This is a genomic window from Govania unica (assembly GCF_027920805.1).
Classification (GTDB): domain Bacteria; phylum Pseudomonadota; class Alphaproteobacteria; order Sphingomonadales; family Govanellaceae; genus Govanella; species Govanella unica.
The window spans coordinates 784,605-808,808 of sequence record NZ_JANWOI010000001.1; the positions used below are offsets into that span (position 1 = coordinate 784,605).

The window sequence follows — 24,204 nt, forward strand, 5'->3', positions numbered from 1 at the left end:
TGTGAGGCCCTTTATGTATTTTACCGTCCTGCATCACAATGAGACTGAATGTGAGCTGAAGCCGTTTGAACTTCCAATCGGTCGTATTTTTTACCAAGAATGCGAGAATTACGAAACTCGCGTCGAGTTGCGGCAGCAGCTCCTTCTCACATTGGTAACAAGCTGGCAACGTAAATACGGTGAGCAGAAAGTGCGCGAACTGTTCAGTGCCTTCAGTTGCGTGCATTTTTTTTTCGAGGCGGAGGAAGACCTGCCTTATATCGCCTCCATTCTTGAATACGACAGCCTGCGTCCGTCAGAGATCCGCATAAAACGAGAGCAGCGGATCGCAGAGATTTTTCAGAAATTTCTCGGTGTGCCGAGCGCTTATGAAGCTTATCTCAATATTGCGAAATGCTGTGCTTTTCTGATCCCGGATCATTTGATTGCAGGTGAGGTCAGCGCTGTCTGCGCCGTTATTGCGAAGGCGTCGCCTGAAGAGAAGAAATTCCGCATGGGCCTTTACCTGCCGATATTCGATGCGTGGAAAGGGGCGAACAAGAACACTTGGTTTCTCGAATTCATGGAAGCGCAGAGATTTTATCCTCACGCGGAGCTTGAGGCTGCTGCCGCTGCCTGGATCGTGCTTGCGGATCAGGGAATCCCGGGACAAGAAAAACAGGCCTTTCTCAAGAGCTGTCTGGTCGGGCGGGAGAAGAGTTATGTCCATGGAAGCTGCCATGCATTCCTGATGTTTAAGGCCGAGGGGATGTCGCTGAAGGACCTTAAAGAACGAGCCCGGAGTACATATGCGCAACTTCATCTTCATAACGAAGATCTGGCCCGCACGTCGTTGATTGTTTTCAATCAGGCATTGAACTGCGGCTTTGATTTTGGGCCGCAGGGAGAACGCAACCGGGCCATGATCCAGAATCTTGAGCAGAGGGTGTCGGAGAAGCTTGAAAAACTACGGCCGCAAATTGCAGATCGTCGCGCTGCCGCGATCAAGCCTGTAGAGAAAGCCTCTGGCAAGGGCGAGATCGAAGAAGCGTTGTGGGCCTGGCCCGTCGATAAGCTTGTGGATTATATCGGTCCGCTCGGCCGCAAGGGACACGGGCGCAAGAAACAGAAAAAACAACCGGAAAAGAAACCTGTGCCTCAGACCTCCGGGGCTGCTGAAACGGGATCCCGGGAGGAGGATAGTTTGATCATTCCTGAATATGATCAGGCCGTGGTCGAACTTGGTTTGCGCAACAGCCTGGCGTTTTATGAGCGGGAGCTGTCAGCTGGCCTGTCCATGGCCAAAAAGCTGAAGCTTCCACCCGAGATGGTGGCCCGGCTCAAGGCCTGTTGCGAGGCGATGAGCCTGTTCTCCAAGGTCAAAAAGCTCGTGATAGCGGAGGTCAAGGACTCTCTTGAGCAGGCGTCGGATTTGTTTGATGAGCTACGTTCGGAAATCACCAAGAGGAAACAGACTGCTGAGCTGCTACAGAAGTTCGATGACGCCTTGATGGCGGCCTGCGCAAATGAAGATGCAGTTTACGGCAAGAGGTATGGCGGTGAGATTGGGTATCCGCTTGATCTCGAGCATTGGGGGCTGATCAGTAAAAAATATCACAATTGCTTGATCCGCGGGCGAAACAAGATTCGGATCAGCGGGCAGGAGTGCTTTTTGAAGAGCAATGAAGTGCTCGTGTTCTATGTGACGTTTTCCAGCTGCTCGGGCTATGCTTTCGACATCTGCGCCCATCTCTGGCGGCGCAGTGAGGACGAGGGGGATAAGCCGCCGACCCTCTCCTCAGAAGCAGGTCCGCAGCCGATGGATGTGGAAAACTGGCATGACACCTTGATCCCCTGCTTCGTGCTGCATGTGCCCAATCGTCACTGATCGGGTCACCGCGGCTTCAGCTTGAGCGACAGCGAGTTCATGCAATAGCGCAGGCCAGTTGGCGGGGGGCCGTCCGGGAACACGTGGCCGAGATGGGCGTCGCAACGGCTGCATAAAATTTCGACGCGCGCCATGCCGTGGCTTTCATCACGGTCTTCGCGAACGGCATCCGGGGTGATGGGGGCCCAATAACTTGGCCAGCCGGAGCCTGAATCATATTTGGTTTCGGATGAAAACAACGGCGCGTCGCAGCAGACGCAATGATAGACGCCCGGGGTTTTCGTATCCCAATAGCGTCCCGTAAAGGCGCGTTCCGTGGCCGAACAGCGGGTGACGGCATATTCGTCGGCGCTTAGGCAGGACTGCCATTCGCCTTGCGTTTTTTCAATTTTCTCGCTCATCCTCTGAACTCGTCCTTCATGTGCCGGGTGCGGGCGAAGACGCTCACAAGGTCCGCGCCGGGCAGGCCAATGGTTTGCTGAAGCAGCGCGCTGTCGGGCCTGAGGAACGGGTTGGTTGCGCGCTCAAGTCCAAGCGTTGACGGCACCGTCGGCAGTCCCTCCGCCCGAAGCCGCCGGACATCGGCCATCCGCGCCACAAGCGCACTGTTGCCGGGCTCCACATGAAGCGCGAAGCGGCCGTTTGCTTCGGTATATTCATGGGCGCAATAGACCCGGGTCGCGTCGGGCAGGGCGAGGAATTTGGTCAGCGAGGTCCACATCTGTTGCGCGGTGCCTTCGAACAGGCGGCCGCAGCCCATGGCGAACAGAGTGTCGCCGCAGAACAGGGCGTCGGAATCGGCGAACCAATAGGCTATATGGCCGCGCGTATGGCCGGGCACGTCAAAGATTTTGGCTTCCGATGCGCCCAGGAACCAGCTGTCACCGTCGCCAAGGGTGATGTCGATGCCGGGGATGCGATCCTGGTCGGCGCGCGGGCCGACGATCACGCAGCCGGTCGCCGCCTTGAGGGCAAGATTGCCGCCCACATGGTCCGAATGATGGTGGGTATTGAGAATATGGCTGAGCGACCAGCCGCGCCGGGCGAGTTCCGCCAGCACAGGCGCGCTGACGGCAGGGTCCACCACACCGGTAGCTCCAGTGGCCTCGTCCCGCAACAGATAGATATAATTGTCGTTTAGGACCGGGATCTGAATGATGTCTAAGGGCATCTGATGCTGCTCATAAGGGGTTGCGCAGGCGTCTGTAGTATATCGGAATTGGCCGTTGATTTTGCAAGATAGTGGCCAAGATTGACGGCGCCGTCAAAGTCCGGTTAAGACAAACCCATACAAGCAACAGGAAAGACTGCGCCATGTCAGATGAAACACGGGATAGCAACGGCAATCTGCTCAATGATGGGGATTCCGTCACCCTAATCAAGGATTTGAAGGTCAAGGGCAGCTCAACCACCTTGAAACGCGGGACGCTGGTCAAGAATATCCGGCTGACCGGTGATCCGGACGAGATCGAATGCAGCACTCCGCAGGTCAAGGGCCTGGTGCTGCGAACGGAATTCCTGCGCAAAGCCTGACGCGCCCCCCGGGGTCCGTCAAATTCTGGTCTTGGCGGCGGTCATTCTGCTTGCTGCTGTCAGAGCAATCCTATCCTCATATTGATCGGCCAGGAGACCGGCTGCGTCTTCGTCGGATCACCCCAGAGGCGGGAGATGTCCCGCGCGAAATCGTTGAGAATGTCCTCCCGCCCAGTGCCCTTGACGCGCTGAACGGCGGACCATGTCGAGAGGTAGCCGAGGAAGTCGCCCAAGGCCCACGCCAGCTGAATGTCCATTTGGGGCGCCTGGCGTTCCTCGAAAGGGAAACACAGATCGCGATAGCCCCTGTCGACCAGTTTTCGCTCCGGCGGCCAGTAGGGGCCGATCTCGTCATGGTAGAAACGGTCAAAGCGGCTCTGCAGATCGCCGGGGAGGCGGAGGACGCCATAGCTGATCAGGGCTAGGGCGGCGCCATCGGAGGCGATCCGGCGGGCCTCGGCATAGAAGGCGGGAAGATCGAACCAGTGGGCCGCCTGAGCGGCCGTTATCAGATTGGCGCTGCGATCCGGCAGGGGGAGCTTTTCGGCAGATGCGCAGATGTAGCGGACGCCTTGCTGAGCCGGGGCGTTGGCAATCTGGTCCGCGCTCGGATCGAGGCCGACGACGTCGTCAAAATAGGCCGCCAGTTGGGCCGTGAGTTGTCCGTTGCCGCAGCCGACATCAACCGCGCATTTGTGCGAACGTGCTGTCTCGGCAAGGAACCGGGCAGGCCCCAACGGATATTCCGGCCTGAAGCGCGCATAGGCTTGGCCGCCCCGATCGAACCAGTTTTTCGAGGCCTGCCAATCCGTCATTGACGGGATCTTTCGGGAGTGGTGCCGGCTGCAGGAATCGAACCCGCGACCCCCTGATTACAAATCAGGTGCTCTACCAACTGAGCTAAGCCGGCATTAAGGTAATCAGCCGGTCGGGACATTAGGTGGCAGAGGGCTGAAAATCAAGTGAAAAGCCATGGCTTTCGGTGCTCGGGCAGGCTTAAGTTGTCCCTGAACATGAAAACGGCACCCTGACGGTGCCGTTTTGCGGTTTCTGACGCTGGTAGAGTGCTCAGGCCGCCGTGCGGATCATATGTAAGGTAAATTTTACACATGATTGGGCGCTTTGTTCGAAAATCGGTCAGATTGAGCGTCGGGCGAATTCATACAGCGCCACGGCGGCGGCATTTGAGACATTGAGGCTCTCGACTGCCGAGGTGATGGGCAGCTTTGCCAGAACATCGCAATGTTCGCGGGTGCCGTGGCGGAGGCCTGCGCCTTCGGCTCCGAGCACGAGCGCGATGCGCTGGCCGAGGTCGATGGCGGGCAGGGCCTTGTCAGCTGAGCCGTCGAGGCCTATGCGCCAGAATCCGAGTTCGGCCAGTTCATCGAGGGCCCGGGACAGGTTGACCACTCTGACCCATGGCACCGTTTCAAGGGCGCCTGAGGCGGCTTTGGCGATGACGGCGCTTTCCGGCGGGGCGTGGCGGTCCTGTGTGATGACGGCGGCGGCGCCAAAGGCGGCGGCCGAGCGCAGGATGGCGCCGACGTTATGAGGGTCGGTGACCTGATCGAGGAACACCACGAGGGACGGGCTGTCGCGGTCCTGGGCGCTGTCGATATCTTCAAGTCCGAGATCGTCGAGCGGCTCGACGGCGAGGAAGATGCCTTGATGGACGCTGCCGGGTGGAGCGAGCGGGGTCAGGGCCTCGCCATTCATGATCACCGGCACCAGCCGCCGCTCCTGCAGGATCTCCTGCACTTCGGGGGCGAGGGCTTCGAGGGCGGTCCGGGTGCAGCGCAGCTCGCGCGACATGCGGCGCGGGTTCAGCAGGGCGGCGGTGACGGCATGATGGCCAAACAGCCAGAGCCGGCCATCGGGCCTGCTTTTTTCCAGGCGCGGTCCATGTTTGGGGCGGCGGCCCTGCTGCGGCCGGTCTGATTTGGTCATTTCCGGACGATCCTGCTCGGGTCTGGAGGTGGGGGTCCGCGATGGATTCGCGGGGCCGTTTTGGGTCTGACGATTTCCGTCGCGGCGGTTGTTGTCATGCTTGCCTTTGCTCATGAAGATTCGTATAGTCCGCCGCGTTACGGGGTGCAAGGGTCTATCACGCCTTTCCCTGCCCGAAAAAACAAGTACTTGATCGCCCTGGGGCCTGTCTCCTTGACATAATTCAAGTTCTTGATCGTCAGCCGAAAATTTCTGGTTGACAGGGTACGGAGATAATTGGTAGTTCCGCACTCCTCAGGCCTTAATCGAGCGGGTCTGAAATGTGGAGGGGTGGCCGAGCGGTCAATGGCAGCAGACTGTAAATCTGCCGGGTTTTCCCTACGAAGGTTCAAATCCTTCTCCCTCCACCACCGCTCGATCTCCGGTCCGCAAGACGAAGGAAAGCTTGCGTGCCGGTTATTTGTGCGGGTGTAGCTCAATGGTAGAGCTCCTGCCTTCCAAGCAGGTGACGAGGGTTCGATTCCCTTCACCCGCTCCATTGAATTTAAGGCTGGGACCGCTTATTTACTGGCGGGTTTGCATCTGATCCGGAAACACTTGCATTACTTACTCGGTTGAGAAGGTCTGAAGAGCAATGGGAAAGTCAAAGTTTGAGCGGAATAAGCCGCACGTCAACATCGGGACTATTGGTCACGTTGACCATGGCAAGACGTCCCTGACGGCAGCGATCACGAAGGTTCTGGCGGAACAGGGCGGCGGGACGTTTGTTGATTATGCGAACATCGACAAGGCTCCTGAAGAGCGCGCTCGTGGTATCACGATCTCGACCAGCCACGTTGAGTATGAGACGGTAGCCCGTCACTATGCGCACGTTGATTGCCCCGGCCATGCTGACTATGTGAAGAACATGATCACGGGTGCGGCACAGATGGATGGCGGCATTCTGGTGGTTTCGGCGTCTGATGGCCCGATGCCTCAGACCCGCGAGCATATCCTGCTCGCCCGTCAGGTCGGTGTGCCGGCTCTGGTTGTGTTCCTGAACAAGGTCGACCAGGTTGACGATCCTGAACTTCTTGAGCTTGTTGAGATGGAAGTCCGTGAGCTTCTGTCGAGCTACAATTACCCAGGCGACGATATTCCGATCATCCAGGGGTCGGCTCTGTGCGCCCTTGAAGGTCGCAATCCGGAAATCGGTCATGACGCGGTTCTGAAGCTGATGGCAGCGGTTGACGCTTACATCCCGCAGCCAGAGCGTGCGACGGATCGTCCGTTCCTGATGCCGATCGAAGACGTGTTCTCGATCTCGGGCCGTGGCACCGTGGTGACCGGTCGCGTTGAGCGCGGTATCGTTAAGGTTGGTGAAGAAGTTGAAATCGTTGGCATCAAGCCGACGACCAAGACGACGGTGACCGGCGTTGAAATGTTCCGCAAGCTTCTGGACCAGGGCCAGGCTGGCGACAACATCGGCGCGCTGCTGCGCGGTGTGGACCGTGAAGGCATTGAGCGTGGTCAGGTTCTGGCCAAGCCGGGCTCGATCACCCCGCACACCACGTTTGAAGCCGAAACCTATATTCTGACCAAGGAAGAGGGTGGCCGTCATACGCCGTTCTTCGCCAACTACCGTCCGCAGTTCTATTTCCGCACCACCGATGTGACCGGAATGTGCAAACTGCCGGAAGGCAAGGAAATGGTCATGCCGGGCGACAACGTCCAGCTCGAAGTCGAGCTGATCGTGCCGATCGCCATGGATGAAGGCCTGCGCTTCGCAATCCGCGAAGGTGGCCGCACCGTTGGCGCCGGCGTCGTCGCTAAAATCATTAAGTAATCTCCAGGATCTGGGGATAACGGTTTTCTGACAACCGGCCGGGCCAGTCTTGTGCCCGGCCGGTTGTTGTCCCGCCAGTTACCGGCTTCCTGTAACTGTCGGCGGTCATGAGCGCGAAAAGCTGTTGCTTTCTCTTGGGGCAACGTTATAAAGCGCACATAGGCTAAGATGCCTGGCGGCGCGGTCCTTGCTTCAAGTCGTGTGCCAAGCATCTAAGAATACGGACGAATGGCTGCTGACCGGGTCTTTGATGGATCTATTAGTGGTGTTCCATAGGAGTGTAGCTCAATTGGTAGAGCACCGGTCTCCAAAACCGGGGGTTGTGGGTTCGAGTCCCTCCTCTCCTGCCAACCGTATTCGGGCGACTATTGAGATTTGAGGCGCTGGCGTCCCTGAGGAAATGAGGGGGCGCGCAGTGCCGCTGACTTATGTTAGTGTGGGCAGAATGGCGAAGACCAATCCGGTAGAGTTCATGCGCCAAGTGAAGCGCGAGGCCGCCAAGGTCACGTGGCCGACCCGGCGGGAGTCCATGGTTACGACCGTCATGGTGTTCATCATGGCGGCGATCATGGCTGTGTTTTTCCTGTTGGTCGATCAAGGGCTGGCGTTCGGCGTGAAGTCGATTCTCGGTATCGGAGGCTAAGGAATGGCGACGGCGCGTTGGTACATCATTCATGCCTATTCCGGCTTTGAAAAAAAGGTTGCCCAGTCGATCCGGGATCAGGCCAAACAGCATCACCTCGATAGCTATATCGAAGATGTGATCGTGCCGATCGAAGAGGTGACTGAGATCCGCAAGGGTCAAAAGGTGACGTCGGAACGTAAATTCTTCCCCGGCTATGTGCTGGTGAAGATGGAGCTGAATGACGCGACCTACCATCTGATCAATGAAACTCCGAAAGTGACCGGGTTCCTCGGCGCCCAGGGCAAGCCTGCTCCGATCACCGATAAGGAAGCCGAGCGCATCCTGCATCAGGTGGCCGAAGGGGTCGAACATCCGAAGTCCTCGATCACTTACGAAGTCGGTGAGCAGGTTCAGGTCACGGATGGTCCCTTCCAGAGCTTCACGGGTCTTGTGGAGGAAGTTGACGAGGAGCGGTCGCGGCTCAAGGTTTCGGTGTCGATCTTTGGCCGTGCGACTCCGGTCGAGCTTGAATACGCTCAGGTTCAAAAGGCCTGATGATTTTTTAGAGATACGGTCCCGGGCCAGTTCCGGGGCCGCATTCGGCATGATTGGCGGAAGTTTCGTCGATAGAGCCGAAGTTGTCGTGGGAGGCGCGCCATCGCCGCACCACGCCCCAAGTGACTGTCGAACCGCCCGTAAGGGCATGGAAAGGGAAGACAATGGCAAAGAAGATTACTGGCTACATCAAGTTGCAGGTGCCCGCGGGCGCAGCCAACCCGTCGCCGCCGATCGGTCCGGCTTTGGGTCAGCGCGGCCTGAACATCATGGAATTCTGTAAGGCTTTCAACGCAGCCACGCAGGACCTTGAAAAAGGCATGCCGATTCCGGTCGTGATTACGGCCTATGCGGATCGTACCTTTACCTTTGAGACCAAGACTCCGCCGGTTGCTTATCTGCTGAAGAAAGCTGCTGGCGTGAAAAAAGGCGCCGATAAGACGGGCCGTGAAAAGGTTGGCAGCGTGACGCGCGCGCAGGTGCGTGAAATCGCCGAAACCAAAATGGTCGACGTCAATGCCAATGATATCGAGGCAGCGATGCGCATTATTGAAGGCTCGGCCCGTTCCATGGGTCTCGAGGTTGTGGAGTAAGGCGCATGGCAAAGCTTTCAAAAAAGACGAAACTGGCCCGTGAAGGCCTGAACCGCGAAACGGTCTATTCGCTCGCCGAAGCCGTAAAGCTCGTGAAGGGCAAGGCCAGCGCCAAGTTTGACGAATCCGTCGAGCTCGCGCTCAACCTCAATGTTGATCCGCGTCATGCTGACCAGATGGTCCGCGGCGTTGTCAACCTGCCAAGCGGCACCGGCAAGACCGTGCGCGTCGCCGTGTTCGCCAAGGGCGACAAGGCTGAAGCAGCGATTGCAGCTGGCGCCGACCTCGTTGGCGCTGAAGATCTGGCCGAAGCGATCCTGAAGGGCGAAATCAATTTCGACCGCTGCATCGCGACCCCGGACATGATGGCTGTGGTTGGCCGTCTCGGCAAGGTGCTCGGCCCGCGCGGCCTGATGCCGAACCCGAAGCTCGGCACTGTGACTGCGGACGTGGCTTCTGCTGTAAAAAGCGTGAAAAGCGGCCAGGTTGAGTTCCGCGTCGAAAAGGCCGGGATCATTCACGCCGGTGTTGGCAAGGTGAGCTTCTCGGAAGACGCCATTGTCGCCAACATCAAGGCGCTTGTGGATGCTGTTGCGAAAGCCAAACCGGCTGGCGCGAAGGGCACCTATATGAAGAAACTTGCTCTGAGCTCCACCATGGGGCCTGGGGTGAAGGTGGATTTGTCGACCGTCCTGGCTTAATCGGCTGGAATTGTTGACAAAAATTTCCGTCGGGTCCTTCCGGCACGAGCTTTGGCTCATGCCGCGGCCCTGCGGAAACTGAACGATCCTTCTCTGTTGCGTATCGGAAGGAACGTTCAACCTGTCCATGACTGCGGGCGCCCAAACCTTGTTTAAGGGGCGGGTTTAATTGTCAGGAGACGGCTTTATGCCGGATCAGGGCGGCCAGCAGGAGACGTGGGCGTCTTTAGTCTTCGGACGCGAAGGCGTGAAAGACGGTTTCCGGCACAAAACGGGGTTCCGTTGCGTGCAGGGTAGGGCACTTCAGGGGCTTTCGAGCCCAAGAGGCGGCCTCCCGGACAGGGTCTTGGTATGGCATGGTTTCGTGACAGTCATTTGACTGGGGACATGTCGATCTTAACGGGACAGTGTGGTTCATAGCCCGCTGTCCATAAGTCGGAGACGAGAATGGATCGCGCTCAAAAACAGGAGCTGATCTCCTCGCTCAAGGACGTTTTTTCCTCGACAGGTGTAGTAGTGATCGCTCACTACTCAGGCCTTACTGTTGCGGAAATCACGAACCTGCGCACGAAGATGCGTGAGGCCGGCGGTAGCTTCAAGGTTGCGAAGAACCGTCTTGCCAAGCTCGCACTTCAGGGCTCTCACTATGAGTCCATTGCCGACTTGCTGACCGGCCCGACTGCTATCGGATATTCAGATGATCCGGTAGCAGCGCCGAAGGTACTGGCGAATTTTGCCAAAGCGAACGACAAGCTGATCATCCTTGGTGGTGGTATGGGCGCGACAGCGCTCGACGCTGCTGGGGTGAAGGCGCTTGCCGCACTTCCGTCGCTCGACGAGCTGCGGTCGCGGCTTTTGGCAACGATCCAGACCCCGGCCACCCGTATCGCGGGTGTCGTTCAGGCCCCGGCTGGCCAATTGGCACGTGTGTTTGGCGCTTACGCCAAGAGCGAAGAAGCTGCCTGATAGCAATTATTCCAAGTTTAATCGGAAGGACAATTTCTAATGTCGAAACTCGAAAAGCTGGTTGACGAACTGTCGGCCCTGACTGTTATCGAAGCTGCTGACCTGTCGAAGCTTCTTGAAGAAAAGTGGGGCGTGTCCGCCGCTGCTCCGGTGGCTGTTGCCGCTGCTGCTGCTCCGGCCGCTGCTGCTGCTGAAGTTAAGGACACCTTTGACGTCGAACTGACCACCGTTGGTGAGAAGAAGATCAACGTCATTAAGGAAGTTCGCGGCATCACCGGTCTTGGCCTCAAAGAAGCCAAGGATCTGGTTGAAGCAGCTCCGAAGATCGTCAAAGAAGGCGCGTCCAAGGACGAAGCCGAGAAGATCAAGAAGCTTCTTGAGGAAAACGGCGCGACCGTTACCCTTAAGTAAGAAGACGACCCGGCATCGTCGGCCGGGGAGAGCGACGGCTCACCCCCGGTCGGCGACCGCCGACACTACCCGTGAGGAGGGGATCTCCTCAATGAGCCGTTTCCGGAAGCAGGTTTCCAGGGACGGTTTTCGCCGTTTCAGCGGAACTGTTGAAATCGGCGTCCGATCCGCGAACGTGGCGGGCATCACACGCTAAAGATGACACGAGGACGAAGCATGGCAACTTCCTTTACTGGTCGCAAACGGGTTCGTAAGACATTCGGTCATATCGCCGAAGTCGTTGAAATGCCCAATCTGATCGAGGTGCAAAAAAGCTCCTATGACCAGTTCCTGCAAACCGACGTCCCAGCCCCGGAGCGTGTGAATGACGGGCTGCAGGGCGTCTTCAAATCGGTCTTCCCGATTCATGATTTCGGCAACACTGCCTCGCTCGAATTTGTACGTTACGAGCTTGAGGCTCCGAAATATGACGTAGAAGAGTGCCAGCAGCGCGATATGACCTACGCCGCGCCGCTTCGCGTCACTCTCCGCCTGATCGTGTTCGAGGTCGATGAAGATACCGGTGCTCGTTCTGTTCTCGATATCAAGGAACAGGACGTCTATATGGGCGATATCCCGCTCATGACCGACAACGGGACCTTTGTCATCAACGGTACCGAGCGCGTGATCGTCAGCCAGATGCATCGCAGCCCGGGCGTGTTCTTTGACCATGACCGTGGCAAGACCCATTCCTCGGGCAAGTTCCTGTTCGCCGCACGGGTCATCCCGTACCGCGGGTCCTGGCTCGATTTCGAATTCGACGCCAAAGACATTGTCTTTGTGCGTATCGATCGTCGCCGCAAGCTGCCGGTGACGACCTTCTTCTATGCCCTCGGCATGACGAGCGAAGAAATCGTCAATTATTTCTACAGCACGATCACCTATGTCCGCGAAAAAGGCGGCTGGCGTGTGCCGTTTGAATCCGATCGCTGGCGCGGTCTGAAGCCTGCTTTTGATCTCGTGAACGCTGACAACGGCGAAATCATGGTCGAAGCTGGCAAGAAGATCACCCCGCGCGTGGCCAAGAAGCTCGCGACCGACGGCCTGAAGTCGATTCTGCTGCCGGTTGAGGAAATCTACGGCCGCTATGCCGCCCAGGACATGATCAACGTCAAAACCGGCCGCATTTATGTGGAAGCCGGCGATGAACTGACGCCTGAGCATCTCACGCTCCTCGAATCGGGCGGGTATTCGGATATTCCGGTGCTCGACATCGATCATGTGTCGGTCGGCGCCTATATCCGCAACACCATGCTGGCCGATAAGGTTCATGGCTACGAACATGCCCTGGCCGAAATCTATCGTGTCATGCGTCCGGGCGAGCCGCCGACCAAGGAAACGGCCGAAGCGCTGTTCAAGGGTCTGTTCTTCGATTCCGAACGTTACGATCTGTCGGCCGTTGGTCGCGTCAAGATCAACATGCGTCTTGGCCTTGATGTTGCGGACAATGTCCGCGTGCTTGAGAAGAACGACATTCTGTCGGTTGTCAAAACCCTGGTCGACCTGAAGGACGGCCGCGGCGAAATCGACGATATCGACCATCTCGGCAACCGTCGTGTGCGGTCGGTCGGCGAACTGATGGAAAATCAGTATCGTATCGGTCTCCTGCGGATGGAGCGGGCGATCCGCGAACGCATGAGCTCGGTCGATATCGACACCGTTATGCCGCATGACCTGATCAATGCGAAGCCGGCTGTGGCTGCCGTGCGCGAGTTCTTCGGCTCGTCACAGCTCAGCCAGTTTATGGATCAGACCAACCCGCTCAGCGAGATCACGCATAAGCGTCGTCTGTCGGCCTTGGGGCCTGGCGGTCTGACCCGTGAGCGCGCAGGCTTTGAAGTCCGCGACGTTCACACCACGCATTATGGCCGGATCTGCCCGATTGAAACGCCGGAAGGCCCGAACATCGGTCTCATCAACTCGCTCGCGACCTTTGCGCGGGTGAACAAATACGGCTTCATCGAGACCCCCTACCGCAAGGTGGTCAATGGGTTCGTGACCGAAGAAGTGCATTACCTGTCGGCCATGGAAGAAGGCAAGTTTGTCATCGCCCAGGCCAACGCGCCGCTGACTGCTGACAATCATCTGGCTGAAGATCTTGTGACCTGCCGTCAGGCCGGGGAACAGCATCTCGCGCCACGTGACAGCATTGATTTCATGGACGTGTCGCCGAAACAGGTGGTTTCGGTTGCGGCCTCGCTCATTCCGTTCCTTGAGAACGATGACGCGAACCGCGCACTCATGGGCTCGAACATGCAGCGTCAGGCTGTGCCGCTCATCAAGGCGGAAGCGCCTTATGTGGGCACCGGCATGGAAAAGGTCGTGGCTCGGGACAGTGGCGCCGCCATTGCCGCTCGCCGCACCGGCACCGTCGACCAGGTTGACGCGACCCGTATCGTGATCCGCGCCACCGATGAGGTGGACCCGGGTTCGTCGGGCGTTGATATCTATCGTCTGAAAAAGTTCCAGCGTTCGAACCAGAACACCTGCATCAACCAGCGTCCGCTGGTGCAGGTGGGCGATTTGATCCGCAAGGGGGACATCATTGCCGACGGCCCGTCGACCGAGCTTGGCGATCTCGCCCTCGGCCGCAACGCGCTCGTCGCCTTCATGCCCTGGAACGGTTACAACTTCGAAGATTCGATCCTGATTTCGGAACGCATCGTGTCGGACGACGTCTTCACCTCGATCCATATCGAGGAATTCGAAGTCATGGCCCGCGATACGAAATTGGGGCCGGAAGAAATCACCCGCGACATTCCGAACGTCGGTGAAGAAGGTCTCCGCAACCTCGATGAGGCCGGGATCGTCTATATCGGTGCCGAAGTGCAGCCGGGCGACATTCTGGTCGGCAAGATCACCCCGAAGGGCGAAAGCCCGATGACGCCGGAAGAAAAACTTCTGCGCGCCATCTTCGGTGAAAAGGCGTCTGACGTGCGGGATACCTCGCTTCGTCTGCCGCCGGGTGTTGCCGGGACCATCGTCGAAGTCCGCGTGTTCAACCGTCACGGCGTCGAAAAGGACGAACGTGCGGTCGCGATCGAACGTGAGGAAATCGAACGTCTGTCGAAGGACCGTGAGGATGAGCAAAGCATCCTGGAACGCAACATCTATGGCCGTCTGAAGCCGCTGCTGCTTGATCGCAAGGTCACAAGCGGTCCGGCTGGCGTGAAGAAGAACGACACGGTGTCGGAAGACACGCTGTCGAGCTTGTCGCGTGGACAGTGGTGGCAGGTTGCGGTCGCTGACGAACAGGCCATGGAAGCCGTCGAGGCGCTCCATAAGCAGTTCGAGGATTCGAAGGCTCAGCTGCGCAAGCGGTTTGAAGAAAAGATCGAGAAGCTGCAACGCGGTGACGAACTGCCGCCGGGCGTGCTCAAGATGGTCAAAGTCTTTGTGGCCGTGAAGCGCAAGCTTCAGCCGGGCGACAAGATGGCCGGCCGTCACGGCAACAAGGGTGTCATTTCACGCATCCTGCCGTGCGAAGACATGCCATACCTTGAAGATGGAACGCCGGTCGATCTGGTGCTCAATCCGCTTGGTGTGCCGTCGCGTATGAACGTCGGTCAGATTCTTGAAACGCATCTTGGCTGGGCATCGCGCGGTATGGGCGTTCAGATCGGCGAAATGCTGCGGGCTTCTGTCGAAGACGCGCAGAAGGCCGAGACCATTCGCGGCAAACTGAAGGCCATCTATGGTGACGTTCAGTATGCGGAAGAGATTGCCGAACTTGACGACAGTCAGGTGCTGGAACTTGCGGGCAACCTCAAGCCTGGCGTTCCGGTTGCGACTCCGGTGTTCGATGGTGCGCGGGAAGCCGACATCGTTACGATGCTGGATCACGCCGGTCTCGACAGCTCCGGTCAGGTCGATCTCTATGATGGTCGGACGGGCGACAAGTTCGATCGTCGCGTCACGGTTGGCTACATCTACATGTTGAAACTGCACCATCTTGTCGATGACAAGATCCATGCTCGTTCGATTGGCCCCTACAGTCTTGTGACTCAGCAGCCGCTGGGTGGTAAGGCGCAGTTCGGTGGTCAGCGCTTCGGGGAAATGGAAGTGTGGGCGCTCCAGGCTTACGGCGCGGCTTACACGTTGCAGGAAATGCTCACCGTCAAGTCGGATGACGTGGCGGGCCGCACCAAGGTGTATGAGTCGATTGTGCGTGGCGACGATGACTTCGAAGCCGGGATTCCTGAATCCTTCAACGTTCTGGTCAAGGAAATGCGGTCTCTCGCGCTCAATGTTGAGCTCAATACCAACAAGTAAGCTCGCGAGCGCCAGGCACTTAAGGAGACGACGGTCATGAACCAAGAGTTGATGAACTTCTTCAACCCGGGCACAGCGCCCGAAACCTTTGACCATATTCAGATTTCGCTCGCGAGCCCTGAGCGGATCCGGTCGTGGTCTTTCGGCGAAATCAAAAAGCCGGAGACCATTAACTATCGTACGTTCAAGCCGGAAAAAGACGGCTTGTTCTGCGCCCGGATCTTTGGTCCGATCAAGGATTACGAATGCTTGTGCGGCAAGTACAAGCGCATGAAGTATCGCGGCATCACCTGCGAAAAGTGTGGCGTTGAAGTCACGCTTTCAAAGGTGCGCCGCGAGCGCATGGGCCATATCGAACTGGCCGCCCCGGTTGCGCATATCTGGTTCCTGAAGTCCCTGCCGAGCCGCATTGGTCTGCTGCTCGACATGACGCTGAAGGATCTCGAGCGTATCCTCTATTTCGAATATTACGTGGTGACCGAGCCGGGTCTGACGCCGCTGAAGCAGTTCCAGCTTCTGTCGGAAGACGAATTCTCCCGCGCTCAGGAAGAATATGGCGATGACAGCTTCACCGCTGGCATCGGTGCCGAGGCGATCAAGGCCTTGCTCGCGAACCTCGATCTTGAGGGCGAGCGCGAAAAGCTCCTGCGGGAGCTGGCCGAGACCAAGTCGGAACTGAAGCCGAAGAAGATCGTCAAGCGCCTGAAGGTTCTTGAATCCTTTGTGGAATCGGGCAACCGTCCGGAATGGATGATCCTTGACGTGGTGCCGGTCATTCCGCCGGAACTGCGTCCGCTGGTGCCGCTTGATGGCGGCCGCTTTGCGACCTCGGATCTGAACGACCTTTACCGTCGCGTCATCAACCGCAACAACCGCCTGAAGCGGCTGATCGAACTGCGGGCGCCGGATATCATCGTCCGCAACGAAAAGCGCATGCTGCAGGAAGCTGTGGATGCTCTGTTCGACAACGGCCGTCGTGGGCGCGTCATCACCGGCGCCAACAAGCGTCCGCTGAAGTCGCTCGCCGATATGCTTAAGGGTAAGCAGGGCCGGTTCCGTCAGAACCTGCTCGGCAAGCGCGTCGACTATTCGGGTCGTTCGGTCATCGTGGTGGGTCCGGAGCTGAAGCTTCATCAGTGCGGGTTGCCGAAAAAGATGGCGCTCGAACTCTTTAAGCCGTTCATCTATGCCCGTCTCGACAAGATGGGCGTGGCGACGACCATCAAACAGGCCAAAAAGCTTGTTGAAAAGGAACGTCGTGAAGTTTGGGACGTGCTGGACGAAGTCATTCGAGAGCATCCGATTCTTCTAAACCGCGCACCGACCCTGCATCGTCTTGGCATTCAGGCGTTCGAGCCGGTGCTGATTGAAGGCAAGGCCATCCAGCTTCATCCGCTGGTTTGCGCGGCCTTCAACGCCGACTTTGACGGTGACCAGATGGCCGTTCACGTGCCGCTGTCGCTTGAAGCTCAGCTTGAAGCCCGTGTACTCATGATGTCGACCAACAACATCCTGAGCCCGCAAAACGGCAAGCCGATCATCGTTCCGTCACAGGATATCGTGCTCGGGATCTATTACATCACCATGGAACGCAACGGCGAGCCGGGCGAAGGCATGGTGTTCACGGACGTTGCGGAAATCCGCCATGCGCTCGCGCAGAAGGCGGTGACCCTGCATTCTAAGATCAGCGCGCGCTATAGCCATGTGGACGCCGAAGGTGTGACAATCACCCGTCGCGTCGACACCACGCCGGGCCGCATGTTGCTGTCTGAAATCCTGCCGAAGCATCCGGCGATGACGATCGAAGTCGTCAACCGCCTGTTGACCAAGAAGGACGTGGCCGAAGTCATCGATACCGTCTACCGCGTCTGCGGTCAGAAAGAGACGGTGATCTTCTGCGACAGCATCATGGCGCTTGGCTTCCAGGAAGCCTGCAAGGCCGGGATCTCCTTCGGTAAGGATGACATGGTCATCCCCGCCGCCAAGGTCGATCTGGTCAACGAGACCCATGAGCTCGTGAAGGAATACGAACAGCAGTACATCGACGGCCTGATCACTCAGGGCGAGAAGTACAACAAGGTCGTGGACGCCTGGGCTCAGTGCACGGATCGCGTCGCCGACGCCATGATGAAGGAAATTTCCAACACCACGGCGATCGACGAAAAGACCGGGCGTCAGCGCTCGATCAACTCGATCTATATGATGGCTCACTCGGGTGCTCGTGGCTCGGCTGCTCAGATGAAACAGCTTGCCGGTATGCGTGGCCTGATGGCCAAGCCGTCGGGTGAGATCATCGAGACACCGATCATCTCGAACTTCAAGGAAGGGTTGTCGGTTCTCGAATACTTCAACTCGACCCATGGCGCCCGTAAGGGTCTGGCCGATACGGCTCTGAAGACGGCGAACTCGGGGTATCTGACCCGTCGTCTGGTGGACGTCAGCCAGGATTGCGTCATTATCGAAGTCGATTGTGGCACCCGGAACGGCATCACCGTTGCGGAAGTCACCGACGCCGGTGAAGTGATCGTTACGCTCAGCGAACGTATCCTCGGCCGGACCTCCTCGGTTGATATCGAGGATCCGGTAAGCGGCAAGGTCATCATCGAAGCCGGTGAAGCCCTTGAAGAAATTGGCGTGGACATCATCAAGAATGCCGGGGTTGATTCACTCCTCGTTCGTTCGGTGCTGACCTGTGAGTCTAAGGGCGGCGTCTGCGCCAAATGTTATGGCCGTGACCTTGCACGTGGTACTGCGGTCAACATCGGTGAAGCGGTCGGCGTCATTGCCGCCCAGTCCATCGGTGAGCCGGGTACGCAGCTGACCATGCGTACCTTCCATATCGGCGGTACGGCCCAGGTGACGGAACAATCGTCGCATGAAGCCTCGATCGACGGTACGGCTCGGATCAAGAACCGCAACGTGGTGACGGATTCGCGCGGCCGCTTGATCTCCATGACCCGCAACCTTGAAATCATCATTGTCGATGATGAAGGCCGCGAACGGGCAACCCATAAGGTTCCCCATGGTTCGGTCCTGCTCAAAGATGATGGCGTGAAGATCAAGAAGGGTGAGCGACTCGCCGAATGGGATCCCTACACCATTCCGATCATTACGGAAAAGACCGGTGTGGCCCATTATGTGGATCTTGTCGAAGGCGTCTCCATGTTGGAAGCCGTCGACGAAGCCACGGGGATCGCATCGAAGCGGGTGATCGATTGGCGCTCCCAGCCCAAGGGCTCGGATCTGCGTCCGCGCATCACCATCCGTGACGAGGCCGGCAATGTGGTGACCCTGGCCAGTGGTATGGAAGCCCGTTACTTCCTCTCGGTCGACGCTCTGCTGTCGGTCGCGGACGGTGACAAGGTCCATGCCGGTGACGTGGTGGCCCGTATTCCCCGTGAAGCGGCCAAGACCCGTGACATCACCGGCGGTCTGCCGCGGGTGGCGGAACTGTTCGAAGCCCGTCGTCCGAAGGACCATGCGATCATTGCCGAACTCGACGGTACAGTCGAATTTGGTAAGGATTACAAGAACAAGCGCCGTATCATCCTGCGTCCGAAGGACAAAGATCGTGAGCCGGTCGAGTATCTGATCGCCAAGGGCAAGCATATCAGCGTGCAGGAAGGCGACTTCGTCGAACGTGGGGATTACATCATCGACGGCCATCCGGCCCCGCATGACATTCTTGCCACGCTCGGCGTCGAAGCTCTCGCCAACTACATTGTGAACGAGATTCAGGAGGTCTATCGCCTGCAGGGCGTGAAGATCAACGATAAGCACATCGAGGTGATCGCTCGCCAGATGCTGCAGAAGGTTGAGATCACGCATCCGGGCGAAACCACCTTCCTGATCGGGGAACAGGTGGATCGCGAGGAGTTCGAGGAAGTCAATCTCAAGACCGAAGCCAAGGGCAAGCTTGCAGCTACGGGCAATCCTGTGCTGCTTGGGATCACCAAGGCTTCGCTGCAGACCCGTTCGTTCATCTCGGCGGCCTCCTTCCAGGAGACCACCCGAGTCCTGACCGAGGCGGCCGTTGCAGGCAAGATCGACAGACTCGTAGGCCTCAAAGAGAACGTGATTGTCGGCCGACTGATTCCGGCCGGAACGGGCTCGGCGATCCATCGGGCCCGTCAGATCGCGCGCGATCGCGATCGTGATCTGGTGCCAGCGACGTCCGAACAGGCTCTGGACAATGTCCTGGGCACGGCTTCGGCAGACCGGCCTGTTGTTATCTAAGTTATTGAAAAATAACGAATTTTGTGAGGGTCGGGGGAGCTTTTCGCTCCCCCGGTCGCTTTAGAGAAGACCAAGTAGGCAAGTCTCATGCCAGCGTCATTATTTCCCACGCGATTGGTGGATTTAGCGCTTGACGGGGCGGGGGTCGCTTACTAGTATCCGCCCATCTTTGGAGCAGGCGGTAGGCCTCGCAGTCTAAACGCTGCTCCGAATTTTTAAGAACAAGTTCTGTTTGGGATTTGTCAGTCTTTAGTCTCCGCTGCGGCACATTCACGTGCGACGCAGCGTGATTATTTTTCGCAGGCAGCGAAAAGATTGACCCAGCGACGTGAAACTCAGGGATTGAGAGCGTATGCCGACGATCAACCAACTCGTGCGCAAGCCGCGCAAAGCACCGGTGCACCGCAACAAAGTGCCGGCGCTTCAGGCGAATCCCCAGAAGCGTGGGGTCTGCACTCGCGTGTATACGACTACTCCGAAGAAGCCGAACTCGGCCCTTCGTAAGGTCGCTCGCGTTCGCCTCACCAACGGTTTTGAGGTGAGTGCATATATTCCCGGCGTAGGCCACAACCTTCAGGAGCATTCTGTGGTCCTGATCCGTGGTGGTCGCGTAAAGGATTTGCCGGGGGTCCGCTACCATATTGTTCGCGGCGTGCTTGATACCCAGGGTGTCAAGAACCGCAAGCAGTCCAGGTCGAAGTACGGCGCTAAGCGTCCGAAGTAAGGTGTCCTTGTCGTAAGGCATCTGAAGTTAAGGCTTAATTTGAAAAGGTAGAGACCATGTCTCGTCGTCATGCTGCGGAAAAACGCATTGTCCACCCTGATCCGAAGTTCGGAGAAGTGGTGCTGAGCAAGTTCATGAATTGTCTCATGAGAGACGGTAAGAAATCGGCTGCGGAAGAGATCGTCTATGGCGCTCTCGACCTCATGGAAGCAAAGGCGAAGAAAGAAGCTCTTCAGCTTTTCCATGATGCGATCGATAATGTCCGTCCGGCTGTCGAAGTGCGTTCGCGTCGTGTCGGTGGGGCAACCTACCAGGTTCCAGTTGAAGTCCGTGCCGAGCGTTCGCAGGCTTTGGCGATCCGCTGGGTCATCGACATTGCTCGCAAGCGCAATGAGCACACCATGACCGAGCGTCTTTCGGCTGAACTTCTTGATGCCGCCAACAATCGTGGCGCGGCTGTTAAGAAGCGCGAAGACACCCACCGTATGGCCGAAGCCAACAAGGCTTTCGCCCATTATCGCTGGTAGGCCGAAGGCAGAGGAATTACGACCATGGCACGCACTACGCCGCTCGAAAAGTACCGCAATATCGGCATTATGGCCCATATCGACGCTGGCAAGACTACGACTTCCGAGCGTATTCTTTACTATACCGGCCGCAGCCATAAGATCGGTGAAGTGCATGACGGCGCTGCCACCATGGACTGGATGGAGCAGGAGCAGGAGCGTGGCATCACGATCACCTCTGCTGCGACCACCGCGTTCTGGCACGATTACCGCATCAATCTGATCGACACCCCCGGCCACGTTGACTTCACGATTGAAGTCGAGCGTTCGCTGCGTGTGCTCGACGGTGCGATCACTGTGTTCGACTCGGTTGCCGGTGTTGAGCCGCAGTCCGAAACTGTGTGGCGTCAGGCTGACAAGTACGGCGTTCCGCGCATGTGCTTTGTCAACAAGATGGACCGCGTGGGCGCGAATTTCGAGCGTTGTGTCCAGATGATGAAGGACCGCCTCGGCGCTGTGCCGCTGGTTATCCAGCTGCCGATCGGTGCCGAATCTGAGTATCTTGGTCAGGTTGACCTTGTGGTCAACAAGGCGATCTTCTGGGTCGAAGATGGCGTCGGCGGATCTCCGGTCTATGGCGAGATCCCGGATCATCTGAAAGACGATGCCGAACTCGCTCGCGCTGAAATGATTGAACTTGCTGTTGAAGTTGACGACGCCGCTATGGAGCGTTACCTCAATGGCGAAGAAATTGACATCGACACGCTGAAGGCTTGCATCCGCAAGGGTACGCTTGCCGGTAAATTCGTTCCGGTTCTGAATGGTACAGCCTTCAAGAACAAGGGCGTTCAGCCGCTGCTCGACGCCGTCGTCGATTATTTGCCATCGCCGCTTGATATCGGTGCCATTCAGGGGCATAAGATCGACAGCGATGAGATGGAAGCCCGTCGTCCGGCTGATGAGGAGCCGTTCTCGGCTCTCGCGTTCAAGATTATGACCGATCCTTTCGTTGGTTCGCTGACCTTCATCCGCATCTATTCGGGCAAGCTTGAGCCTGCGATGCAGGTGCAGAACTCGGTCAAGGACAAGAAAGAAAAGATCGGCCGCATGCTGCAAATGCATGCCAACAGCCGCGAAGACCTGAAGGAAGCCTTTGCTGGTGACATCGTCGCCCTTGGCGGTCTGAAGGACACCACCACCGGGGATACCCTTTGCTCCATCCTCAAGCCGATCGTGCTTGAGCGCATGGAATTCCCCGAGCCGGTGATCGAAGTTGCTGTTGAGCCGAAGACCAAAGCTGACCAGGAAAGAATGGGCCTTGCGCTCAATCGTCTGGCTCAGGAAGATCCGAGCTTCCGCGTGACCGTTGACCATGAAAGCGGCCAGACCGTGATCAAGGGAATGGGCGAGCTTCATCTTGAAATTCTGGTCGACCGTATGCGTCGCGAATTCAAGGTCGATGCCAACGTCGGTGCTCCGCAGGTGGCTTACCGTGAGTCGCTCAAGAAGCAGATCGAACTCGAATTCACCCACAAGAAGCAGTCGGGCGGTACCGGTCAGTTCGGCCGCGTGAAGCTTGTACTTCGCCCTGGCGAACGTGGGTCGGGCTTCAAGTTCAACGACCTCATCAAGGGTGGGAATATTCCGCGCGAATATATCCCGTCTGTAGAAAAGGGGATCCGTTCGGTCGCCGATAGCGGCGCTCTGATCGGTTTCCCGATCATCGACTTCGAAGTTGACCTGATTGACGGCGCCTACCATGACGTCGACTCGTCGGCTCTGGCCTTTGAAATTACCGGCCGCGGCGCCATGCGCGAAGCTGCTGATAAAGCTGGCATCAAATTGCTTGAGCCAGTCATGAAGGTTGAAGTTGTGACCCCAGAGGACTATATGGGCGATGTGATCGGCGACTTGAACAGCCGCCGAGGCCAGATCCAGGGTTCGGACGATCGCGGTAACGCGAAAGCCATCGAAGCCATGGTTCCACTCGCCAATATGTTCGGTTACGTGAACCAGCTCCGCGGCATGACACAGGGTCGCGCGCAGTTCAGCATGCAGTTTGACCATTACGAAGAAGTGCCGCAGAACGTCGCTGATGACATCAAGGCAAAATTCGCGTAAACGGTTCAGGTTCTTTTAAATTTCAGGATTAATGCCGCAGCGCTTGCGGCCAGGCAGACCGAGGAAAGTGCCATGGGAAAGTCAAAGTTTGAGCGGAATAAGCCGCACGTCAACATCGGGACTATTGGTCACGTTGACCATGGCAAGACGTCCCTGACGGCAGCGATCACGAAGGTTCTGGCGGAACAGGGCGGCGGGACGTTTGTTGATTATGCGAACATCGACAAGGCTCCTGAAGAGCGCGCTCGTGGTATCACGATCTCGACCAGCCACGTTGAGTATGAGACGGTAGCCCGTCACTATGCGCACGTTGATTGCCCCGGCCATGCTGACTATGTGAAGAACATGATCACGGGTGCGGCACAGATGGATGGCGGCATTCTGGTGGTTTCGGCGTCTGATGGCCCGATGCCTCAGACCCGCGAGCATATCCTGCTCGCCCGTCAGGTCGGTGTGCCGGCTCTGGTTGTGTTCCTGAACAAGGTCGACCAGGTTGACGATCCTGAACTTCTTGAGCTTGTTGAGATGGAAGTCCGTGAGCTTCTGTCGAGCTACAATTACCCAGGCGACGATATTCCGATCATCCAGGGGTCGGCTCTGTGCGCCCTTGAAGGTCGCAATCCGGAAATCGGTCATGACGCGGTTCTGAAGCTGATGGCAGCGGTTGACGCTTACATCCCGCAGCCAGAGCGTGCGACGGATCGTCCGTTCCTGATGCCGATCGAAGACGTGTTCTCGATCTCGGGCCGTGGCACCGTGGTGACCGGTCGCGTTGAGCGCGGTATCGTTAAGGTTGGTGAAGAAGTTGAAATCGTTGGCATCAAGCCGACGACCAAGACGACGGTGACCGGCGTTGAAATGTTCCGCAAGCTTCTGGACCAGGGCCAGGCTGGCGACAACATCGGCGCGCTGCTGCGCGGTGTGGACCGTGAAGGCATTGAGCGTGGTCAGGTTCTGGCCAAGCCGGGCTCGATCACCCCGCACACCACGTTTGAAGCCGAAACCTATATTCTGACCAAGGAAGAGGGTGGCCGTCATACGCCGTTCTTCGCCAACTACCGTCCGCAGTTCTATTTCCGCACCACCGATGTGACCGGAATGTGCAAACTGCCGGAAGGCAAGGAAATGGTCATGCCGGGCGACAACGTCCAGCTCGAAGTCGAGCTGATCGTGCCGATCGCCATGGATGAAGGCCTGCGCTTCGCAATCCGCGAAGGTGGCCGCACCGTTGGCGCCGGCGTCGTCGCTAAAATCATTAAGTAATGCAGAGGACGGGCAAGCGG

Annotated in this window: 19 protein-coding genes and 4 tRNA genes; 18 read left to right on the top strand and 5 right to left on the bottom strand. The window is 57.7% G+C overall.

The window, feature by feature from the left end; translation table 11 throughout:
- The first annotated feature begins 13 nt into the window (after positions 1 to 13).
- On the top strand, positions 14 to 1,867 hold the full coding sequence (locus NYP16_RS03545) for a hypothetical protein (RefSeq protein ID WP_274942733.1): 1,854 nt from the start codon (positions 14 to 16) through the stop codon (positions 1,865 to 1,867).
- Between the two features lie 5 nt (positions 1,868 to 1,872).
- Here the strand turns inward: NYP16_RS03545 and msrB are convergent, their stop codons facing one another.
- Positions 1,873 to 2,268: a peptide-methionine (R)-S-oxide reductase MsrB gene (gene msrB, locus NYP16_RS03550; RefSeq protein WP_274942734.1), complete on the bottom strand. Its 396-nt coding sequence runs from the start codon at positions 2,266 to 2,268 to the stop codon at positions 1,873 to 1,875.
- Positions 2,265 to 3,038, bottom strand: a complete 774-nt coding sequence (gene gloB, locus NYP16_RS03555) for a hydroxyacylglutathione hydrolase (protein ID WP_274942735.1) — start codon at positions 3,036 to 3,038, stop codon at positions 2,265 to 2,267. The genes msrB and gloB overlap by 4 nt, the downstream gene beginning before the upstream one ends.
- 143 nt (positions 3,039 to 3,181) lie before the next feature.
- Between gloB and NYP16_RS03560 the strand changes: the two genes are divergently transcribed.
- Positions 3,182 to 3,400: an alkylphosphonate utilization protein gene (locus tag NYP16_RS03560; RefSeq protein WP_274942736.1), complete on the top strand. Its 219-nt coding sequence runs from the start codon at positions 3,182 to 3,184 to the stop codon at positions 3,398 to 3,400.
- Between the two features lie 59 nt (positions 3,401 to 3,459).
- On the opposite strand, the gene NYP16_RS03565 is transcribed toward NYP16_RS03560, so the two are convergent.
- The 3 genes from NYP16_RS03565 to rlmB form a co-directional block, all read right to left on the bottom strand.
- Complete coding sequence (locus NYP16_RS03565; protein ID WP_274942737.1) at positions 3,460 to 4,215, bottom strand: class I SAM-dependent methyltransferase; 756 nt, start codon at positions 4,213 to 4,215, stop codon at positions 3,460 to 3,462.
- A 19-nt stretch (positions 4,216 to 4,234) separates the two neighbouring features.
- Positions 4,235 to 4,310 (bottom strand) — tRNA-Thr (locus tag NYP16_RS03570).
- 227 nt (positions 4,311 to 4,537) lie between these two features.
- Positions 4,538 to 5,347 carry a 23S rRNA (guanosine(2251)-2'-O)-methyltransferase RlmB gene (gene rlmB / locus NYP16_RS03575; protein ID WP_274942738.1) on the bottom strand — a complete coding sequence of 270 codons (810 nt, stop codon included), beginning with the start codon at positions 5,345 to 5,347 and terminating at the stop codon, positions 4,538 to 4,540.
- 324 nt (positions 5,348 to 5,671) lie between these two features.
- Between rlmB and NYP16_RS03580 the strand changes: the two genes are divergently transcribed.
- The 16 genes from NYP16_RS03580 (at position 5,672) to tuf (NYP16_RS03655) (ending at position 24,184) form a co-directional block, all read left to right on the top strand.
- Positions 5,672 to 5,757 (top strand) — tRNA-Tyr (locus NYP16_RS03580).
- Between the two features lie 54 nt (positions 5,758 to 5,811).
- A tRNA-Gly gene (locus NYP16_RS03585) sits at positions 5,812 to 5,885 on the top strand.
- A gap of 96 nt (positions 5,886 to 5,981) precedes the next feature.
- Positions 5,982 to 7,172 carry an elongation factor Tu gene (gene tuf, locus NYP16_RS03590; protein ID WP_274942739.1) on the top strand — a complete coding sequence of 397 codons (1,191 nt, stop codon included), beginning with the start codon at positions 5,982 to 5,984 and terminating at the stop codon, positions 7,170 to 7,172.
- A 274-nt stretch (positions 7,173 to 7,446) separates the two neighbouring features.
- A tRNA-Trp gene (locus NYP16_RS03595) sits at positions 7,447 to 7,522 on the top strand.
- 95 nt (positions 7,523 to 7,617) lie between these two features.
- Positions 7,618 to 7,815 (top strand): preprotein translocase subunit SecE, encoded by a 198-nt coding sequence (secE, locus tag NYP16_RS03600; protein ID WP_274942740.1) that lies wholly within the window; start codon positions 7,618 to 7,620, stop codon positions 7,813 to 7,815.
- Between the two features lie 3 nt (positions 7,816 to 7,818).
- Positions 7,819 to 8,352: a transcription termination/antitermination protein NusG gene (nusG, locus tag NYP16_RS03605; RefSeq protein ID WP_274942741.1), complete on the top strand. Its 534-nt coding sequence runs from the start codon at positions 7,819 to 7,821 to the stop codon at positions 8,350 to 8,352.
- 164 nt (positions 8,353 to 8,516) lie between these two features.
- Complete coding sequence (gene rplK, locus NYP16_RS03610; RefSeq protein ID WP_274942992.1) at positions 8,517 to 8,945, top strand: 50S ribosomal protein L11; 429 nt, start codon at positions 8,517 to 8,519, stop codon at positions 8,943 to 8,945.
- Positions 8,946 to 8,950: 5 nt separating this feature from the next.
- Positions 8,951 to 9,646, top strand: a complete 696-nt coding sequence (gene rplA, locus NYP16_RS03615; protein WP_274942742.1) for a 50S ribosomal protein L1 — start codon at positions 8,951 to 8,953, stop codon at positions 9,644 to 9,646.
- A 447-nt stretch (positions 9,647 to 10,093) separates the two neighbouring features.
- Positions 10,094 to 10,612 (top strand): 50S ribosomal protein L10, encoded by a 519-nt coding sequence (rplJ, locus tag NYP16_RS03620; protein ID WP_274942743.1) that lies wholly within the window; start codon positions 10,094 to 10,096, stop codon positions 10,610 to 10,612.
- A gap of 39 nt (positions 10,613 to 10,651) precedes the next feature.
- A complete protein-coding gene (gene rplL / locus NYP16_RS03625) occupies positions 10,652 to 11,023 on the top strand; it encodes a 50S ribosomal protein L7/L12 (protein ID WP_274942744.1) in 372 nt (123 codons plus the stop codon).
- A gap of 216 nt (positions 11,024 to 11,239) precedes the next feature.
- Entirely contained in the window at positions 11,240 to 15,334 is a 4,095-nt protein-coding gene (rpoB, locus tag NYP16_RS03630; protein ID WP_274942745.1) for a DNA-directed RNA polymerase subunit beta, read from the top strand.
- 36 nt (positions 15,335 to 15,370) lie between these two features.
- Positions 15,371 to 19,570, top strand: a complete 4,200-nt coding sequence (gene rpoC, locus NYP16_RS03635; protein WP_274942746.1) for a DNA-directed RNA polymerase subunit beta' — start codon at positions 15,371 to 15,373, stop codon at positions 19,568 to 19,570.
- 352 nt (positions 19,571 to 19,922) lie between these two features.
- The gene (rpsL, locus tag NYP16_RS03640) at positions 19,923 to 20,294 is read left to right on the top strand and encodes a 30S ribosomal protein S12 (protein WP_274942747.1); all 372 of its coding nucleotides are present in this window, start codon (positions 19,923 to 19,925) and stop codon (positions 20,292 to 20,294) included.
- Positions 20,295 to 20,350: 56 nt separating this feature from the next.
- The gene (gene rpsG / locus NYP16_RS03645) at positions 20,351 to 20,821 is read left to right on the top strand and encodes a 30S ribosomal protein S7 (RefSeq protein WP_274942748.1); all 471 of its coding nucleotides are present in this window, start codon (positions 20,351 to 20,353) and stop codon (positions 20,819 to 20,821) included.
- 24 nt (positions 20,822 to 20,845) lie between these two features.
- Positions 20,846 to 22,921 carry an elongation factor G gene (fusA, locus tag NYP16_RS03650; protein ID WP_274942749.1) on the top strand — a complete coding sequence of 692 codons (2,076 nt, stop codon included), beginning with the start codon at positions 20,846 to 20,848 and terminating at the stop codon, positions 22,919 to 22,921.
- Positions 22,922 to 22,993: 72 nt separating this feature from the next.
- Positions 22,994 to 24,184 carry an elongation factor Tu gene (tuf, locus tag NYP16_RS03655; protein WP_274942739.1) on the top strand — a complete coding sequence of 397 codons (1,191 nt, stop codon included), beginning with the start codon at positions 22,994 to 22,996 and terminating at the stop codon, positions 24,182 to 24,184.
- Positions 24,185 to 24,204: the final 20 nt, after the last annotated feature.

Bases quoted from the DNA above. Each gene is read 5' to 3' on its own strand.
- NYP16_RS03545 (WP_274942733.1), top strand. From the start codon at position 14: ATGTATTTTACCGTCCTGCATCACAATGAGACTGAATGTGAGCTGAAG.
- msrB (WP_274942734.1), bottom strand. From the start codon at position 2,268: ATGAGCGAGAAAATTGAAAAAACGCAAGGCGAATGGCAGTCCTGCCTA.
- gloB (WP_274942735.1), bottom strand. From the start codon at position 3,038: ATGCCCTTAGACATCATTCAGATCCCGGTCCTAAACGACAATTATATC.
- NYP16_RS03560 (WP_274942736.1), top strand. From the start codon at position 3,182: ATGTCAGATGAAACACGGGATAGCAACGGCAATCTGCTCAATGATGGG.
- NYP16_RS03565 (WP_274942737.1), bottom strand. From the start codon at position 4,215: ATGACGGATTGGCAGGCCTCGAAAAACTGGTTCGATCGGGGCGGCCAA.
- rlmB (WP_274942738.1), bottom strand. From the start codon at position 5,347: ATGACCAAATCAGACCGGCCGCAGCAGGGCCGCCGCCCCAAACATGGA.
- tuf (WP_274942739.1), top strand. From the start codon at position 5,982: ATGGGAAAGTCAAAGTTTGAGCGGAATAAGCCGCACGTCAACATCGGG.
- secE (WP_274942740.1), top strand. From the start codon at position 7,618: ATGGCGAAGACCAATCCGGTAGAGTTCATGCGCCAAGTGAAGCGCGAG.
- nusG (WP_274942741.1), top strand. From the start codon at position 7,819: ATGGCGACGGCGCGTTGGTACATCATTCATGCCTATTCCGGCTTTGAA.
- rplK (WP_274942992.1), top strand. From the start codon at position 8,517: ATGGCAAAGAAGATTACTGGCTACATCAAGTTGCAGGTGCCCGCGGGC.
- rplA (WP_274942742.1), top strand. From the start codon at position 8,951: ATGGCAAAGCTTTCAAAAAAGACGAAACTGGCCCGTGAAGGCCTGAAC.
- rplJ (WP_274942743.1), top strand. From the start codon at position 10,094: ATGGATCGCGCTCAAAAACAGGAGCTGATCTCCTCGCTCAAGGACGTT.
- rplL (WP_274942744.1), top strand. From the start codon at position 10,652: ATGTCGAAACTCGAAAAGCTGGTTGACGAACTGTCGGCCCTGACTGTT.
- rpoB (WP_274942745.1), top strand. From the start codon at position 11,240: ATGGCAACTTCCTTTACTGGTCGCAAACGGGTTCGTAAGACATTCGGT.
- rpoC (WP_274942746.1), top strand. From the start codon at position 15,371: ATGAACCAAGAGTTGATGAACTTCTTCAACCCGGGCACAGCGCCCGAA.
- rpsL (WP_274942747.1), top strand. From the start codon at position 19,923: ATGCCGACGATCAACCAACTCGTGCGCAAGCCGCGCAAAGCACCGGTG.
- rpsG (WP_274942748.1), top strand. From the start codon at position 20,351: ATGTCTCGTCGTCATGCTGCGGAAAAACGCATTGTCCACCCTGATCCG.
- fusA (WP_274942749.1), top strand. From the start codon at position 20,846: ATGGCACGCACTACGCCGCTCGAAAAGTACCGCAATATCGGCATTATG.
- tuf (WP_274942739.1), top strand. From the start codon at position 22,994: ATGGGAAAGTCAAAGTTTGAGCGGAATAAGCCGCACGTCAACATCGGG.